Source organism: Bartonella krasnovii, assembly GCF_003606345.3.
Taxonomy (GTDB): Bacteria; Pseudomonadota; Alphaproteobacteria; order Rhizobiales; family Rhizobiaceae; genus Bartonella; species Bartonella krasnovii.
Window position 1 is genome coordinate 1,078,863 of sequence record NZ_CP031844.2, and the last position, 15,766, is coordinate 1,094,628.

The 15,766-nt window shown below is 36.5% G+C and carries 19 protein-coding genes and 1 pseudogene; 6 read left to right on the top strand and 14 right to left on the bottom strand.

What is annotated here, in order from left to right:
* The first annotated feature begins 829 nt into the window (after positions 1-829).
* The 3 genes from D1092_RS04605 to D1092_RS04615 all read left to right on the top strand — a co-directional run bounded on the left by D1092_RS04605 (position 830) and on the right by D1092_RS04615 (position 3,090).
* On the top strand, positions 830-1,447 hold the full coding sequence (locus D1092_RS04605; RefSeq protein WP_120122382.1) for an LbetaH domain-containing protein: 618 nt from the start codon (positions 830-832) through the stop codon (positions 1,445-1,447).
* 93 nt (positions 1,448-1,540) lie between these two features.
* Entirely contained in the window at positions 1,541-2,215 is a 675-nt protein-coding gene (locus tag D1092_RS04610; protein WP_120122383.1) for an LbetaH domain-containing protein, read from the top strand.
* Positions 2,216-2,310: 95 nt separating this feature from the next.
* On the top strand, positions 2,311-3,090 hold the full coding sequence (locus tag D1092_RS04615) for a hypothetical protein (protein ID WP_120122384.1): 780 nt from the start codon (positions 2,311-2,313) through the stop codon (positions 3,088-3,090).
* Between the two features lie 1,229 nt (positions 3,091-4,319).
* On the opposite strand, the pseudogene D1092_RS04620 reads toward D1092_RS04615, so the two are convergent.
* The 3 genes and pseudogenes from D1092_RS04620 to D1092_RS04630 all read right to left on the bottom strand — a co-directional run.
* A pseudogene (locus D1092_RS04620) lies at positions 4,320-4,694 on the bottom strand (portal protein); the annotation flags it as partial.
* Entirely contained in the window at positions 4,679-6,007 is a 1,329-nt protein-coding gene (locus tag D1092_RS04625) for a PBSX family phage terminase large subunit (RefSeq protein WP_120122386.1), read from the bottom strand. The gene D1092_RS04625 and the pseudogene D1092_RS04620, both read right to left, overlap by 16 nt.
* Entirely contained in the window at positions 5,988-6,323 is a 336-nt protein-coding gene (locus D1092_RS04630; RefSeq protein ID WP_120122387.1) for a hypothetical protein, read from the bottom strand. Before D1092_RS04630 ends, D1092_RS04625 begins: the two co-directional genes overlap by 20 nt.
* A 186-nt stretch (positions 6,324-6,509) precedes the next feature.
* Here D1092_RS04630 and D1092_RS04635 point away from each other — a divergent pair, with 186 nt between their 5' ends.
* The gene (locus D1092_RS04635) at positions 6,510-7,070 is read left to right on the top strand and encodes a hypothetical protein (RefSeq protein ID WP_120122388.1); all 561 of its coding nucleotides are present in this window, start codon (positions 6,510-6,512) and stop codon (positions 7,068-7,070) included.
* A 16-nt stretch (positions 7,071-7,086) separates the two neighbouring features.
* Here the strand turns inward: D1092_RS04635 and D1092_RS04640 are convergent, their stop codons facing one another.
* From D1092_RS04640 to D1092_RS04695, 11 genes are all read right to left on the bottom strand, one after another.
* Positions 7,087-7,611 (bottom strand): hypothetical protein, encoded by a 525-nt coding sequence (locus D1092_RS04640; protein WP_120122389.1) that lies wholly within the window; start codon positions 7,609-7,611, stop codon positions 7,087-7,089.
* A gap of 16 nt (positions 7,612-7,627) precedes the next feature.
* Positions 7,628-8,065: a single-stranded DNA-binding protein gene (ssb, locus tag D1092_RS04645; RefSeq protein WP_120122063.1), complete on the bottom strand. Its 438-nt coding sequence runs from the start codon at positions 8,063-8,065 to the stop codon at positions 7,628-7,630.
* An 871-nt stretch (positions 8,066-8,936) separates the two neighbouring features.
* Entirely contained in the window at positions 8,937-9,818 is an 882-nt protein-coding gene (locus D1092_RS04650) for an LbetaH domain-containing protein (RefSeq protein WP_120122390.1), read from the bottom strand.
* 83 nt (positions 9,819-9,901) lie between these two features.
* Complete coding sequence (locus D1092_RS04655; protein ID WP_120122391.1) at positions 9,902-10,375, bottom strand: hypothetical protein; 474 nt, start codon at positions 10,373-10,375, stop codon at positions 9,902-9,904.
* A 297-nt stretch (positions 10,376-10,672) separates the two neighbouring features.
* Positions 10,673-11,110 carry a hypothetical protein gene (locus D1092_RS04660; RefSeq protein ID WP_120122060.1) on the bottom strand — a complete coding sequence of 146 codons (438 nt, stop codon included), beginning with the start codon at positions 11,108-11,110 and terminating at the stop codon, positions 10,673-10,675.
* Between the two features lie 200 nt (positions 11,111-11,310).
* On the bottom strand, positions 11,311-11,757 hold the full coding sequence (locus D1092_RS04665; RefSeq protein WP_174767356.1) for a hypothetical protein: 447 nt from the start codon (positions 11,755-11,757) through the stop codon (positions 11,311-11,313).
* Complete coding sequence (locus D1092_RS04670; RefSeq protein WP_120122393.1) at positions 11,720-12,886, bottom strand: YdaU family protein; 1,167 nt, start codon at positions 12,884-12,886, stop codon at positions 11,720-11,722. The genes D1092_RS04665 and D1092_RS04670 overlap by 38 nt, the downstream gene beginning before the upstream one ends.
* A complete protein-coding gene (locus tag D1092_RS04675; RefSeq protein ID WP_120122394.1) occupies positions 12,879-13,349 on the bottom strand; it encodes a crossover junction endodeoxyribonuclease RuvC in 471 nt (156 codons plus the stop codon). The genes D1092_RS04670 and D1092_RS04675 overlap by 8 nt, the downstream gene beginning before the upstream one ends.
* Before the next feature lie 263 nt (positions 13,350-13,612).
* A complete protein-coding gene (locus tag D1092_RS04685) occupies positions 13,613-13,981 on the bottom strand; it encodes a hypothetical protein (protein WP_241436922.1) in 369 nt (122 codons plus the stop codon).
* 10 nt (positions 13,982-13,991) lie between these two features.
* A complete protein-coding gene (locus D1092_RS04690) occupies positions 13,992-14,321 on the bottom strand; it encodes a hypothetical protein (RefSeq protein ID WP_120122396.1) in 330 nt (109 codons plus the stop codon).
* Positions 14,322-14,330: 9 nt separating this feature from the next.
* Positions 14,331-14,567, bottom strand: coding sequence for a helix-turn-helix domain-containing protein (locus D1092_RS04695; RefSeq protein ID WP_120122397.1), 237 nt, complete (start codon positions 14,565-14,567; stop codon positions 14,331-14,333).
* Between the two features lie 86 nt (positions 14,568-14,653).
* Between D1092_RS04695 and D1092_RS04700 the strand changes: the two genes are divergently transcribed.
* Entirely contained in the window at positions 14,654-15,007 is a 354-nt protein-coding gene (locus tag D1092_RS04700) for an XRE family transcriptional regulator (RefSeq protein WP_120122398.1), read from the top strand.
* A gap of 297 nt (positions 15,008-15,304) precedes the next feature.
* Entirely contained in the window at positions 15,305-15,715 is a 411-nt protein-coding gene (locus D1092_RS04705; RefSeq protein ID WP_120122762.1) for a hypothetical protein, read from the top strand.
* The last annotated feature ends 51 nt before the right edge of the window (positions 15,716-15,766 follow it).

Below are 15,766 nucleotides of genomic sequence, written 5' to 3' on the forward strand. Positions count from 1 at the left end.
AGGGTCTAAAAAGAACTAACAAAAATGACAAAAATGACAAAAGTCTATTAAAAGAGATCTTTCTAATCCCTATAATGATCAGTCTCTCTTTAGAGATTTCATAATAGGCAATAAATCACAATTATCCTATTTATCCTTTCTCTTATGAAAATGAAAAATGATGCGGTAGCTATAAGAAGATAATGGCTATAGAGAATATATAAAAACTGCAGGTTTTCATAATCACAATGCAAATGAATGCGTTTGTTATAGAGATAGTCCCTATAAGAGGCTGTTAAGTTGCAAATGTGTTATAAAAGAAATTAACAGAAATCTTTAAAACCATTTAGTAAAAAAATAGATACGTCATAAAACTAAAAATACGCATTATGATAGCGTTTTTAAATATTATAAATGTATAGATTCAAAAAATAACGCAATCGTTTAATAAATCCTATAATATAGCTTTAAAAGCATATAATAAATAAGAAGCAATTAATAAGCATATGACAAATATATACACACAATGCATTTAAAAAAATCATAAAAAAATATCAAAAAAGTGCATAAATTAATTGACAATAAATACGTATTTTGTTATATAAATAATCAAGTGATTAACAAACACTGAACATGTAGCGGATAGATTACGATACAATCTTTCCAAAGCTTTTAAAAACTGGCTATCTTTTATGCTCTAATTGGCATATATGATGATTTTGTCGGGTGTCGTTACGCTATACAATACCCTTATGGGAAAAGCGTAACAACGGACTACATGCCGTGTTTGTTAGCGCCCGGCGCCCTTATGGGTGTCAATAACAAACATATAAACATGTAGGATTTAGTTATGACAAATATATCACAAAACACCCCCGTTATTTCTAATAATAAACAAGAGCCTGCAAAAAAATACGAGCTTACGGGCGAGACAATAGAGGTTGGCTTTAAAACGCTGCATAGAATTAGAGCTTTAAGAGATTTTGGTGATGTAAAAAAAGATGACCTCGGTGGTTTTATACAAGGTGAAGATAACCTCTCTCATGAGGGCAATTGCTGGGTTGGAGGTAAAGCTAAAGTTTATAGCAATGCGCGTGTTTACGATAATGCCGTTGTAAGTGGTTATGCCCATGTGAACAATGTTGCTTGCATTTATGAAAATGCCCGTGTTTATGGCAAGGCTGTTGTGGCTGGTAATGTTTATGGCAATGCGGAGGTCTATGGCTTTGCACGCATTTATCCTGATGCTCATATTTTTGAAAATGCGCGCGTTCATTATTACGCTTGTGTCTTTAATGATACAAAAATTTATGGCAATGCGAAAATCTCTGGATATGCTTGTATTTTTGCAAATGTAAAGATTTTTCGCAATGCGGTCATTAAAGGCGATACTTGGGTTCGCAATAATATTGAAGTCTGTAATAAAGAAATTCTCTATAACGATCAGTCTCTAAAAGATGCTGCTTAAATAAAGCACGGGCGCGGCGGGGGCGCCCCTTTTAAAACATTCCATTCCAAATTTTATTAAATTGTTATCACATTAAATTGTGAGGGTATCCTTATGTCTCAAAAATATAAATTAACTAGTGAAATCAAACAAATTAAAAATATGTTTACTAGAGAGATTACAACTCTTTATCGTATTAAAGCTTTAAAAGACTTTTCTGACGTCAAGGAAGGTGACCTTGGTGGTTTTATTGAAAAGGAAGTCAATCTTTCTCATGATGGCAATTGCTGGGTATATGATGATGCTTGTGCCTATGGTTATGCGCGCGTTTCTGACAATGCTACAGTTTGTGATTATGCGGGTGTTTTCGATCATGCAAAAATTGAAGGCAATTCTAAAGTTTTTGATTGTGCAAGAATTTATGACAATGCAAGGGTTTCTGATCATGCTAAAGTTTGTGGTTCCTCTTACGTTTACGATCATGCCTGCGTTTTGAATCATTCTGAGGTATCTGACAGGGCTGTTATAAAAGGTCATGCTAAAATTTATGATAATGCTTTATTAACTGGCTATGCGCAAGCTTATGGCAATGCAAGAATTTATGACCATGCGCAAGTTTGGTTTTTTGCTGTGGTTTGTGATGATGCTTGTATTTATGAAAATGCAAAAATTACCGGCTATACATACATTTGCGATAAAGTGAGTGTTTTTGGCAATTCATATATAGATACCAAAAAATTGAATGGTCATATTAACATTTGTGATCAAACCATAAAAGACGCTGCATAAATAAATGCTCGGGCGTTGCGGGGGCGCCCTTCTTACAAATTTTCCATTCCAAATTTTAGCAAATCTTTATCACATTAGATTGTGAGGGTATTCTTATGTCTAAAAAATATGAATTAACCAGCGAAATCAAACAAATAAAACATGCTCTTACTCGTAATATTATAAATCTTTATCGCATTCGGGCTTTAAAAGATTTTGATGATGTCAAAGCTGGTTCTTTGGGCGGCTTTATTGAAAAGGAAGTCAACCTCTCTCATGAGGGCAATTGTTGGGTGTATGATGATGCTTGTGTCTATGGTCATGCCCGTGTTTATGAAAATGCAAAAATACGCCATTATTCTCAAGTCTGTGGTCAAGTCTATGGGAATTGTGAAATCTATGGAAAGGCTTTTATCTCTCAATATGCAAAAATTTATGACCATGCTTTTGTTTATGGCAATGCTCATGTTTATGGGAATATTTATGGCAATGCTCATGTAAGTGGTGGTGCCCGCGTTTTTGCTGATGCTCATATTTATGACCATGCGCATGTTTCTCATGATGCTGCGGTCTTTAGTTATGCAAGGGTCTATGGTCATGCCAATGTTTCTGGCTCGGCTTGCATTTATAGCCATGGCAAGGTTTATAATTATGCTGTTATTAAGGGGCGTGCCAAGATTTATGGCAAGGTCTATGGCTCTGCTAATGTGGCTGGCTCTTGTGAGGTTTATGGTTCTGTTTATGGGAATGCAAAACTCTCATATTGTGCCAAGGTCTGGGGTCGTGCTTATGGCAATGCAAAAATAAACAAAAAAAGCAAAGAAAAGTTGGTGCCAAAAAATTGTGAGGTTTATGAAAGCGATCATGTTATCAAGATTGTTGATAAAACAGAATAAAGAACGGCATGGGGGCGCCTTCTTACAGCTATAAACGCATTATAAGATACATTCCTTAAAACGTATCATAAAAGAGAGAACTCCAAAAAAGAAAGCCGTGCCAATTGATATGACGCGGCTTTTCAATGGAGGCTTTGGAATAACCAGTTCCAAACCATAAGTATCTACATACAAAACGTATCATATTGCAAGCGTTCTATTATTTTTATGAAAACTTATCAAAAGAACCGTAAATGATGGGTATAATCTTGATAGCATTCATTTGAAATAAAGCACATTACAAAAATGATTCTTGAAAACGTTTTAAAACACTAAGCTCAAAATTGAGTTGAGTGAATTGAAATAACTTACATTCTATAATCAAAATGCTTTGTAGGTTTATCAAGACAATCAAAAGCAAATGATAACTATCTATAAAACATCAGTTTCAAACGTTTATACATTCACTTAAAGAGGTTCTTATAAGCGTATTTTTACTTTTCTTTAAAACCTAATTTCTTTAAAAATTAGCCGGCTCAATTTTGAGTTGGCAATCTTAACCACCCCAATTCTGGGGGCGTTAACATTAGAATAGAGCATTCTTTAAACATTATCGCTTTTTTCTAAAAATGAGTAAAACCCCATGTTTTGAGATTACAACGATTTTGAATTTTGCTTGCTTATCTTTTCTCTTAAAAGAGCTGTCATTAATTTTGTGAGTAAGTGCTTTAAAACTATAACTTAAAACGTTTATTGATAGCTTGCTTGCATAACATAAAAAGGCTTTTGCTTTCATAAGACATAACGTTTTGAATTTCATATCTGTTGTGATGATAGTATCTATAATTGCCTGCCTATCGTTTTCTAAATTTTTAGTAAGCGCTTTAAAAACGATTTCGTCTTTTTATACACCCTTAATGAATTACACCTATAAGCTTATAAAAGTTTCAAACGATTATTTTCCTTTTAAGGTTTCTCTCAAAAAAATGCGATTTTTTAGTGATAAAAACGTATCACAAAATTTATGAACTATTATGAATGATAACGGCTTTTCATTTCATTTGAATACACAGATACGTTATAATATTTGCATCATGATTTGCTTTTTATGCTCTATTCATACATGGCAATTGTTTATAAAAAATGGTCAATTTAAACACGCATAAAAGTATGGATTCTTAAGTGGATTCATATAAAACAATTTCACTCAACATATTGACTTTGTTGTGTTTTTATGCAATATATGGTTCCATGTCGCGAAACCATTCCGCCGCCCCGGTAAGTAATTCACTTGGCAATGCCTTGCCTATTTGACGGGGGATAAATTGTACCTCTCGCTTATTATTCCGTTCTGACCCCACAACCGCATTCACAAGCGGGGCTATCCGATTAAAAGTCATAACGGGGCGGCGCTGTTCTTTTAATGCCGCTAAATCGGCTTCATTCCACTGATCTCCATTGTAAAAACGAAAATCTTCACGGGCTTGTTCACGCCATTTGTTCACATGTTCAACATCTTCTTTGTACCAGCTGATAAGTTTACGAAACAAACCTTCTGTCGACAAATCTGAAATGTTACTATCTTGCTCTAAATGCTCTTCATCATGCATCATTCTGCCATCCATGACGTGCTCTCATAAGCTTCTCTACCGCTGTAAGCTTCTCTCTTATGTTTCTGCACCGGCTGTTCATAACCCACACACATTAAGCCAAAGGCATCGGCTGCATGACTCGACCAATCATGCTCGGCGCCTAACCCTATATTGCGCTTCTCATCCCATTTCTCGTGATACCAGTTCAGTGCCTTACGTCCAGCTACGGTCGTCTCTTCATTGAACCAAACTGAAGGTAAAATACGCCGCACCGCCTCTATCCGCATCTTGACAGCTCCCGCCCCTTGATTAGGAATGACCTGCGTTTCAAAACCCGCATCATTTAACGCACTCTCAAAACTCACATTGTGCACACGGTCTCTGGTCGCACCATCATGGGGGAGAACCATTAATGCCTTCTCATAACCATTTTGACGCAACCAACCGATATGCTCGGACAACGGCTGCCCTTGTGCCTCGTAATAATCAAGCACTCTGATCTCTCTGCCAATAAATTGCGCTATCCAAATAGCCGTTGCATCTGCCTTAGCGCCCGTGCCCCCAATATCCCAAAAGGCGCGTATCTGCATTAAAGGATCACGTGCAACACGCCCTATCCGCCCCTCCTGCTCGGCTGCCAACATCTCCTTTTGAAAGTAAGCACCCTGAACCGCTGTAAGATAAGCCCCCTCCCATATATGCTTATAGGTCTCTGGACGGTATCTCAAATCATCAAGCCGTGCTTCATTCAAGATCTTGGGAAACTTCGGATTGTCTGACCAATTGATCTCAACACGCTTAATCGCTTCATTATCTGAAAAACGAAAGCGCTTCTCAACGGGGGCATTATCACGTAATGGGTTCCATGTCACCCATAACTCTGCTCTCCAACCCTCGCCCTCTTCACGCAACGTCGGTATAAGTGTCTGCCAAGCTGTCTCTGTGACGGGTTCTGCCTCATCAACCCAACAGAGCAATATCCGCCCCATCGATTTAATACTGGCGATATTACGGTCTAGTCCACAAAACTGAAAGGCTATACGACCATCATTTGACTTAATCGAAGCCTCTCCAACTTTATAATAGTCCTTCAAAAAGTCATGCGCTTCAATAGCACGCTTAATCTCCTCCAATGAACTTTCTGCGAGCGAATTTTGGAACTGACGCGCACAAAGGATAGTCCCCGATATTCCTTGCATGCCAAATTGATAGCCTTTTAAAGCAGCCATCAAGGCAAAGGACCTTGTCTTTCCAGACCCTCGTCCACCCCAAGCCGCTCTGACCAAAGCATCCCCTGCAAAAAGTGGAATAAGCTTTGGTACAATCTTAATCTGTCTTGTCGTCATTCATTGTTAAAGGCGCTATTTCCACACGCCCTATGATCTTAATGCCTCCCCCATCTTCTCCTGTCACTTGCAAAGGCAAAATCTTACCAAGCAACGCTAAATAAGCCGCAGGGCATTTAATCGCTTGCTGTTCCAAATAAGAAATCAATCCCTCTTTACCATATTTACTGCCTGCCAATTCAGCAGCTTTAATGATTGCCTCTTTAAGAAGACGTGTATTCTTATTCGGTACCCCTTTAACACGCCCTTGACCAGCATTGGGTGGCAGAGGCTTTTTGGTCGGCTGTAAAACCTTTTGTGAGTTTTCCGATGTCATAAATTCCTCCCTCCAGATAATAAAAAACCCCGCATTTGCAGGGGTTTTAACTGTACATCACCCTCATTTAGATACAATACACCTAAGTACAGTAATGTCATTAAATACGATTTGCATCACTTTGTCAACACAAAAATAACACATATTGATAATTTCAATGGGAATCTGTTAGATGATAGATATTAGATGATAGATAGAATTAGAGGATATAAAAAAACAATGCTTATGAAAAAGTCTTTATTTAAAGAAAAACTATTATTTGTTATGCTTTTAATAGCATGTCCTATATCAAATGGATCTGCTGGACAGGAAGATAAGTCTCATTCACAAACAACAAAAATATTAGAGAACATAGAGCGTGGACAAGAAAACATATTAAAAGTTTTAGATTTTATGAAAAATGACTTACAAGAGTCGCTGTCACAACAGGCTATCATGTTTCATTACTTAAAAGAACGTTTTCCTCGTAATCAAAAGATTATTAGTATACGTGCTACGATTATAGAGAGGAATTATCTTTCTTTTGATAGAAATAAGCTGGTTTCTCAATTATTGGAACAAATTAAACAGCGAGATATTATGACTAAAGAACTTCTTTCATCGCCTGATCATTTAAAACCAGAATATATGAAGTTAATTCTTAACATAAATAGCAATATCTCTGAACTCAATGAAACAATTGACAGAAAAAATAAAATAATTAATCAATTACACAACTGGATTAGTGAAAATGCAAGCGGTTTATAAATGCAATTAAAAAATCTTAATGGAAGTACTTTTGAAGCGCATTAAGAACGACACGTAGTGAACTTACAAGATGCGGTAATTCTTGATCCTCTATAACAAGGTACTGTAGCGCAGCGTAAAGATTGTACTGTCTATAGAGATGTTGCGCTTCTTTTATTGCCTCTTGCGTGTTTAAAAACTTCTCTGTTGCAAATTCTACCCATTTGTCTCTTGCTTTATCATCAGCAGATGACGGCATTTCGTCATAAATAGCACTAGGCAAGCCTTTTGCACAAAGATAGTTATTTCTTATCTGTAGATATTGTTGTGCAGTGGCATATTGCTCTTGTGTAAGCACACCTTGCAAACAAAGCCGCCCTATATAAGTACCAGAAAGCGGATTTTTTGCATCTTGTAAGCTTAAACCAAAGCGCTTTGCACGCATTTCTATTGCCAATTTATCGACAGCTTCACGAGGCGCATTTGCACGTGATATACGTCCATTGGCTTCTCTTACCTGCCCTGTGATCTTAGGGCGTCCCCTCTTTTTCTTTGCTTTCACTTACACCGCCTTCTGTTTAAAAAGGAACATCATCATTTAAGGCGTCTGTAGGCATATCAAGAGGTCTGTAAATGCTTCTGTCATAAGCAGACGGCTCTTGATCATTATTATTTTTGCTGTCTAAAAGCTGTAATTCGCCTTTGTATTGAGGCAATATGACCTCTGTCACATACCGTTCCACGCCGTTTTTATCTTGCCATTTACGGGTTTGTAAACGCCCCTCTATATAGACTTTGCTCCCCTTCTTAAGATACTGAAGAGCCACTTTTGCCAAATGTGGATTAAAGACAACAATAGAATGCCATTCTGTTTTGTCTATTTTCTTATTGGTTGCCTTGTCTGTATAGCTCTCAGACGTTGCCATTCGAAAATTGACCACCTCGCCACCAGAAGGCATTGTTTTGCTTTCTGGATTTGCACCTAAATAACCAATTAAAATCACTTTATTTAACATGCGGTTTATATCCTTTTATAGGAACATAGAGCTAGCAACAAAACAAATTTACAACTGATAATAATATAACACACTATGTTGTATTCTTACAAACGAAATTTATTATAACACACTGAATCTAAATAATGAATCCTATTTTTATTTTACTTATTTGCTTGTTTTTTGATACGATTTGTATAATAATGGGATGTTCTTTTATATTGTGATTATTCTAATCGCTTATTTGGATTGTTAATTATTTTGAGTATAAAGACCGTATCAATTCATTTTGATGCGGTTTTTATATGTATTAAGGCTTGTGATTTTACACATATTTGTGTAAAAAAGGCTATTCGTAATACCTATGAATAACGATAACACTCATGCATTGCAAAACGAAAGCCGCGTCTAAGATAATGGCGCGGCTTTATTATATACAAATCTATAACTAGCATAAAAAGAAAACCCTGTTATGTAAAAAACATAACAAGGTCTTCTCCAATTTCTTAAATCTCATATAAGATATAGAACATTATGTATAAAATAACAAGCCTTAATATGCAAAAAACCGTATCTTTTAAAGGACACGGCTTTTTTTGTAGCGATTTTTAAAAAGTATATTATTTTAACCTAAGGAACGGCTAAAATACAACGCTGTAATAACGTTGTAAAAGAAAGTTTTTTACGCTTTCTATGTTTTAAAATATAGCACCATTTGTTTAAAGATGCAATTTGAATAAAAATAAACTTGCGTTTATACACAAACTATGTAATTCATTAATCGTTTTCATAATGAATTGTCCTTGTCAATAATGGTTTTTAATAAAAGAAGCCGCGTCCCTTAAAGACACGGCTTTCTTTTTTGCTATAAAGAAGCCTCCCGCCCCTTTATTTATGCTGCTTTATTTGTGCTTTGTTCACTAACATCACTATCTTTATAAACTCTTTTATTGCCTTTAATAACGGTATTGCCATAAATTTTTACACCCTCTGTAATAATAGACCTGTTAGAAACGCACGCATCATCATAAATTTCTGCGTTTTCATAAATACGAGCATTCTCATAAACACGGGCATTGCCATAAATCTTGACATCTTTATAAACAAGCGCTTTACCATAAACCCTAGCATTATCAAAAATATGAGACCCCTCGTATACACAAGAAGATCCTGATACTTTTGCATTGCCATAAACAAAACCCTTTACATAAGCACTATGCCAAACCTTGGCATCATCATAAATTTTTGCCTCTATAGAAATAAAGGCTTTTCCATAAACCACGGCATTGTCACAAACTTGACCACAAATTTTTGCGTTCCCATAAATCTTAGCATTATCACTAACCACGCATTTGCCATAAACCCACCCCTGGCCACGAACCCACATGGTACCACTAATACTAGCATTATCAAAAATCTTGGCATTGCCATAAACATGGGTATCACGACCATAAACTTTAGCTTTATCACTAACTATAGCATTCCCATAAACTTTAGCATTTTGAGCAACAGCAGCTTCATTACGTATTTTTGCATTTTCACTAACAATAGCATCATATGCAACTATAGCATCATCATAGACCCAGCAATTGCCATCATGCGATAGATTGCTTTCTTTTTCTACAAAACCGCCGAGGTCCCCCGCCTTGACATCATCAAAATCCCTTAAAGCACGAATGCGATAAAAGTGTTTAGGTTGACGGGTTTCAGCATCGTAAACTTCTTTTATTTCGTCTATAATTTCATATTTTTTAGATACAACTGTAGTATTCATAGGTAGCTCCCTAATCTAATATTCGTTAAATTTTTAAATGAGATGTTTTAAAGAGGCGCCCCCGCACCGCCGCATTTCAAAGGTTATCTAAAATTACCAAAAGAGATAGTTTCATTTCCAAAAAGGCGTGCACGCCCCGAAACCATTACTTTACCAAAAGCAGCGCTATGACCAAAAATTTTCATATGACCACCAACACGTGCTTTATTTGATATCTCTGTATCACCAAAAATTTTTGCATTACCTGTAACATGAGCATCATCTAGAACGCGTGCCTTACCAAATACCAATGCATAACCAGCTACCCAGCAATTGCCATCATGACTTAAATTACCCTCATGTTCTATAAAGCCACCAACGTCGCCTTTTTTTACGCTTCCAAAATCTCTTAAAGCTATAACACGACGAAATAAACGATTACCAAACTCAATAGCACCCAATGAAAGTTCATATTTCTTAGTTTGTTGTGTATCTTTTGATACGAAATCTTGTGCAATATTATCATTTGCAACGGTAGCAATAATAGGGGTGGTTTGTTTCTTAACTGTAGCATTCATGCTTGTTTTCCTTACGAAATTAGAGTTTTTAATTGACAGCCCATAAGGGCGCCGGGCGCTAAAAACACGGTCGTAAGTCCGTTGCTTATACTTTCCCCTCGCGAAGGGTATTATATGGTATAAGCACACCCGACATAATCATCATACGCTATTCAAAGCATAAAAGACAGCCAGTATTTTAAAGAATGGGAGAAACCTTATCGTGATCTATCCGCTTACGATTTAGTGGTTTTTAAGCACTTGTCGATCTTTCTAAACGACCTTTTCTTTAAAGTCAATACGTATTTTTTATTTTTTTCACTTTTTTTCATTTTGGTTCTTACCTAATTGAATATCAAGCGCTTTTTCTAGCTCTCTGTCTATCTCTTCACTGGATAATGGATAGCCTCTCTCAAAATCATTCGTAATTTCACAAATCAATTGATCATCTTTTGTACGTTTTTTGATTTGCACATTTATCTCATCTATCAATGGTTCATAACTCAATACGCTTTTTGGTAAATTACCACCGTATATCCACGCTTTTACCTGCGCTTTGGTACTGTAATCAATATTCGTTGGCATCTCATAATCTTGATATTGTCCACCATCGAATTCCTCATATTCCCTCGTGCCATCTGCATATTCGTAAAGATTGTAAAAATGCTCTGAAACCCCTAATCCCCATGGTACATATCCAACCGCCGTTGCAATAAATTTTTTTTGCTGTCTTGATTTACGGTTTCTTAAGAACATCTGATTTAATATCCCTTATCTAAATCCATAACTTTACCAATGGGTTTATTTGCCTCAAATTGGACCGTACAGCAGCGTTTTTAGTTTCAATGTGGTTTCTATTAAAAAACTTTTAAATCGCTCTGTACGGTGCCTTTTTATCGATTTAAACGCATATCTAATCTCAAAATCATCAGCACCTTTCACTATTTTACTGTTTTTCATTCAATGCCCTTTAAAACTTCTTCAAGTTCTTTTTGAAGCTTTTCAACGCGTTCTGATGTTGCAAGCGGCTTTTGTTCTCTTTCCTTTATTTCTGGCTTCTCAAGAGCCTTCAAAATATAATTTGCACTCCAGCGAATATCACTTTCAAGATTTTCGCAATAGCGATAAAAATCTGCTGTTGATGGCATAAATGTTGTATTTAACCCCTCTGCTTTGCCTTTCAAAGCGTTCTTTGTTGCCATTTGCAATATCCAGCTGCTTATGCCTTCAAGAGCGTAAAAATACGCAAGCGCTGTTGCTTTCTCATCTGAACCCATGGGGCTTTTGAGACCATTCGAAAGGACAAGAAACGTTGTTTGGATTTCCTCTTCAGTTGCTTTTCTTTCAAGCTTTTGCAACGCATCATCAACCAACGAGGTAACTCTCTCCACTTCTGCACTCAATGGCTTTTGTCCTGTTTTCCAAAGGAATGGGGGTTCTGTTGTCATCCTCGAATAAAAATTTGTAAACACTGTCTGAATTTTTGATATTGGACATATGCTGTGCAACTCGATAACTCCAGCCACGCTGCTGTTCTGTGTGTTTAGTGCTTTGTTGTGCATATTGTTTTTCCCTTTCTAATTTTTCCTTTTTCTTGGCTAAAAATCCATATTCTGGGTGTGTAATCCACTTGTACCAAGCCTTTTGCCAATCACTTTTTTTAGCATTTCGATTTGGATTATCTTGCCAATGAAGTTTAAATCTTTCGAATTCTAATAACGCCTCATCATGTGTTAATCCTTGATCAACAGCGTATTGCAAATTAGGTTTGAAATCGGCAGGCAATCGACACCCCCGATTATCTTTTGAACGTTTCGTTTTTTTCGGAACGCTTTCTTGCTCGTGAATGAGAGGTTGTTTGATTGCTATCGTTTCGATTTGTTCTGGTTGGCTTTCAACAGCAGCAACCTCTGTTGGCTCGTCATCCAAATCGGTTGTTTCTAAATCTTCAAAATCGATTTCTTTTTTTGATAAAACGATAGTTTTATTTTTTTTATATATATTATTCTTATTCTGGTTCTTTATAGCTTGATTTTGCTTGTCGTTTGCTTCAGCAAAAAAAACGTTTTGCTTACTTTTTGCTTCAGCAAAAAAATCATTTTGCTTGTCGTTTGCTTCAGCAAAAAAAACGTTTTGCTTGTCGTTTGCTTCAGCAAAATCATTAACGCATTGTTTTGTATTGTTTTTTGCTTGTGCACCTTTTTTGCCAGCTTCACTACGAATTTGCGATATGTGATCCTTTTTATCAGCAAAATCTTTTAGTTCTTCTTCAACGCGCGTGTTCCACAACCCACCATCTATCTCAATAAGTTTATCGTTCCTCATTAAATATTCGACAATAGTTGCGAACTTTTTTTGCGAACAATTGCAAGCACGTGAAAGCGTTTCAAAATCTTCTTTAATTGGTGCTTTTTTATCATACATACGAACAAGAAGTGTCATATAAGCACCTCTTTGCTCTAATGTCATTCCATCTGTACCACTTATCCAGTCATACAAATGAAATCGTATCCACGGCATCCCATTAGACATACCCCAATTCCCTTTCTTTAATTAAATGTAAAATTGCCAAAGCATCCGCTTCATTATCATCACAAGGCGCGTGTCCTTTTGCACGCATTGCCTCTATCATCTCTTCTTTCGACGCATTCCCCTTGCCCGTTGTCGCTTTCTTAATTGTACAAACCGGTATCCCCTCATACGGTATCTGATGATGTTCACACCACGCCGTTAACGTTGCTAACAAGCCACCGTAAACATGCGCTGCGTCTGTACCAACATGACGCCTCACCTCTTCAAAATACACCGCGTCAATTTGACCTGCTGCCTGCTTTATTTCATTAAGCCATTGTTTAAAGCGTAAATAACGCATCCCACCGCCTTCAAAACGGCGTGATTTAAAATCAACGGTGCCACTAGTGATACCACCATCCGCACCGCGTATCGCCCATCCTGTCTTCGTACCTAGATCAAAACAAAGTATTGTATGAGACATTTAAATCACCTGTATTTACTGATTATTCTTTTTTAGGAATGGGGCTTTAAACGATTTCTCTGCACACAATTTTGCTGCAATTCGCACAATAGGAAATGTTAGGGTTAGATAATCTTTTGATTAGATTATTTTGCTCGTCTATTGTTGTGTCTTTTTCATCTATCTCTTGTCTAAGCACTTTTATGGTTTTAAAAGCGTTATAAGCTGCATAACAAGATATAATAAGTGCAATAAAGCCCATCTCTCTCCTCACTTACTTTTCTTTACAGCCATATTCTGAACTCCCAATAATAACGGAGTCGCTCCCATATTCTACGGTGCCAAGGTAGTGATTGCATGTATTCCTGTGGTGTTAACATAGATAATTTGTAAATCTTATGAGAAATACACTTAAAGTTTTCAACTTGATCATCATCGTTTATTGTTACACTACCAAAAACCACCCCTAAACCACTGATCCAACAATTGCCTTCGTGACTGAGATTATCTTCACTCTCTACCCAACCGCCTAGATCACCTTTTTTAACATCACCAAAATCTTTTAAGGCGCGTATGCGGTATACCTTGCAAGGACCAATATCAACTACGTCATCTGTAAGTTCATACTTCTTTTTAACTTTCATATCTGCCATCTCTCTCTCCTCACTTACTTTTCTTCTTATTCTTATGAGAAGGCTTTTGTACAGATGCATCACACTGCTTAAGCTCGTCTTTAAGCTTCTCTATTTCTGCATCACGGTGTGCAATTTCTGCTATTAGTTCATACATAGATTTGATGTTCTTACCGAACGTTTCATCATACGCATCCAGCTTCAGCTTCAGTTCTTCAATTTCCTCATCACGAGATTGAACTTCTTTTTCATCCTCGGAATTTAGTTTAAGCTCTTCTTTAAGCTTCTCTATTTTCTCTTCATATTTTTTGATATCCGCATCACACTCATCAATGCTCTGCTTGGTTTCATTTAAACTCATTGTGATCTCCTAAGGCTGCAAACCGTCGCACGCGCTATCAACGCCACTTCTCTTGCAAATTTTCGTAATTGGGGGACTGGCTTGCTCGCATAATGATTTTAAAAGATAAGCAACCGCTCCTCTTGAAGGAACGCCATACTTTTCCCAACGCCATACTGTTGATTTGTTGACGCCTAATAACGCCGCCATTTCGTCCTGCGTGAGATTAAGGCGTTTTCTTAGTTCTTTTGCTTCTATCTTATTCATAAAGAAAAATATGCATTACGAGTACTTTAATGTCAAGTCGAAATGCATACCAATTTTATGCAATATGAGTAATATAGGAGATAAACATGCATGACAAAATAACAGACCAATCCTCTAGACTAATGAAAGCGCGTCTAGTACGTGGTTTTAGAAGTGCTAAAGAAGCTGCTAGGTATTTTGGATGGAACTATTCTAGTTATATACAACATGAACAAGGTCTTAGGGGGCTATCACGTGCATCTAAAAAATACGCAAAAGCATTTAGAATTAGTGAAGGATGGTTATTAACTGGAGAAGGAGAAGGTCCCTCCTTTCCAATATCTACAATAGAACAACCCATTGAAGAACAAATCATTGATCTGCTAAAGAAAACAAGTCAGACAGATAAAGAAACAATTCTTCACCTTTTAAGCCGCTTGAATAATGAAGAAAAAAAATGAATGCTTTTTGCCTTTCATAGCTAAAAGTAGAAATTAATTGTATGATTTCATTATTTAATTCTGCATCACTTTTTGTTTTTTTCATACCTTATTCCTCTCTCCTTACAGAGAAATATCAATTAATAGAAATCCAATAAAAGGATTTTTCTCTTGTTATACAAAAAATACTCGTAATGCATATTTTTTATTGACTGATATGCATAATGCGTATATATAGACACCATACCCCGAAAAAAAAAACCTATGTCAAGGCGTTTTTTTCAAAATGTATTTAAATATTTTGATATGGAGGCATTTGTGAATAAACCAGTGTTTATAAATTCTGATGAAATTCTCTTAGTCGTCTGTGAAGATGAAGAGCAAAATCTCGCTAAATACGGTACTTTCTTTGATGAAAAGGAAATTATCAAATTTATAGATCAAGCCGATAATGCTCTTCAAATCTTTCGTGTAGAACCAACCACTAACCGCTGCGAAAATATCTCTGAAGATATCGCAGAGTTATATCTTAAAGAATGTGAAGAACAATGTTTTGAAGGAAATATCCCTCACGACTTTGTTAAGCATAGCTCCGCATACGATTTTTTTTTAGAAGAAATCGAACAGCAGCGATATGAAGATGAAATGTACGGTACTTATGAACAACAGCACCGTTTAACTCTTTGGGATGTCATTCCAAACTACCCAAGCTATACGGTGCGCTTCTAATAGCACTCATTTTCTCAAAAATTATCACGCAAACCAATGCCGTTCTTTTCA

What these genes read in the sequence shown, in the direction of transcription:
- D1092_RS04605 (WP_120122382.1), top strand. Translation starts at nt 830, where the DNA reads ATGACAAATATATCACAAAACACCCCCGTTATTTCTAATAATAAACAA.
- D1092_RS04610 (WP_120122383.1), top strand. Translation starts at nt 1,541, where the DNA reads ATGTCTCAAAAATATAAATTAACTAGTGAAATCAAACAAATTAAAAAT.
- D1092_RS04615 (WP_120122384.1), top strand. Translation starts at nt 2,311, where the DNA reads ATGTCTAAAAAATATGAATTAACCAGCGAAATCAAACAAATAAAACAT.
- D1092_RS04625 (WP_120122386.1), bottom strand. Translation starts at nt 6,007, where the DNA reads ATGACGACAAGACAGATTAAGATTGTACCAAAGCTTATTCCACTTTTT.
- D1092_RS04630 (WP_120122387.1), bottom strand. Translation starts at nt 6,323, where the DNA reads ATGACATCGGAAAACTCACAAAAGGTTTTACAGCCGACCAAAAAGCCT.
- D1092_RS04635 (WP_120122388.1), top strand. Translation starts at nt 6,510, where the DNA reads ATGATAGATAGAATTAGAGGATATAAAAAAACAATGCTTATGAAAAAG.
- ssb (WP_120122063.1), bottom strand. Translation starts at nt 8,065, where the DNA reads ATGTTAAATAAAGTGATTTTAATTGGTTATTTAGGTGCAAATCCAGAA.
- D1092_RS04650 (WP_120122390.1), bottom strand. Translation starts at nt 9,818, where the DNA reads ATGAATACTACAGTTGTATCTAAAAAATATGAAATTATAGACGAAATA.
- D1092_RS04655 (WP_120122391.1), bottom strand. Translation starts at nt 10,375, where the DNA reads ATGAATGCTACAGTTAAGAAACAAACCACCCCTATTATTGCTACCGTT.
- D1092_RS04660 (WP_120122060.1), bottom strand. Translation starts at nt 11,110, where the DNA reads ATGTTCTTAAGAAACCGTAAATCAAGACAGCAAAAAAAATTTATTGCA.
- D1092_RS04670 (WP_120122393.1), bottom strand. Translation starts at nt 12,886, where the DNA reads ATGTCTAATGGGATGCCGTGGATACGATTTCATTTGTATGACTGGATA.
- D1092_RS04675 (WP_120122394.1), bottom strand. Translation starts at nt 13,349, where the DNA reads ATGTCTCATACAATACTTTGTTTTGATCTAGGTACGAAGACAGGATGG.
- D1092_RS04685 (WP_241436922.1), bottom strand. Translation starts at nt 13,981, where the DNA reads ATGGCAGATATGAAAGTTAAAAAGAAGTATGAACTTACAGATGACGTA.
- D1092_RS04690 (WP_120122396.1), bottom strand. Translation starts at nt 14,321, where the DNA reads ATGAGTTTAAATGAAACCAAGCAGAGCATTGATGAGTGTGATGCGGAT.
- D1092_RS04695 (WP_120122397.1), bottom strand. Translation starts at nt 14,567, where the DNA reads ATGAATAAGATAGAAGCAAAAGAACTAAGAAAACGCCTTAATCTCACG.
- D1092_RS04700 (WP_120122398.1), top strand. Translation starts at nt 14,654, where the DNA reads ATGCATGACAAAATAACAGACCAATCCTCTAGACTAATGAAAGCGCGT.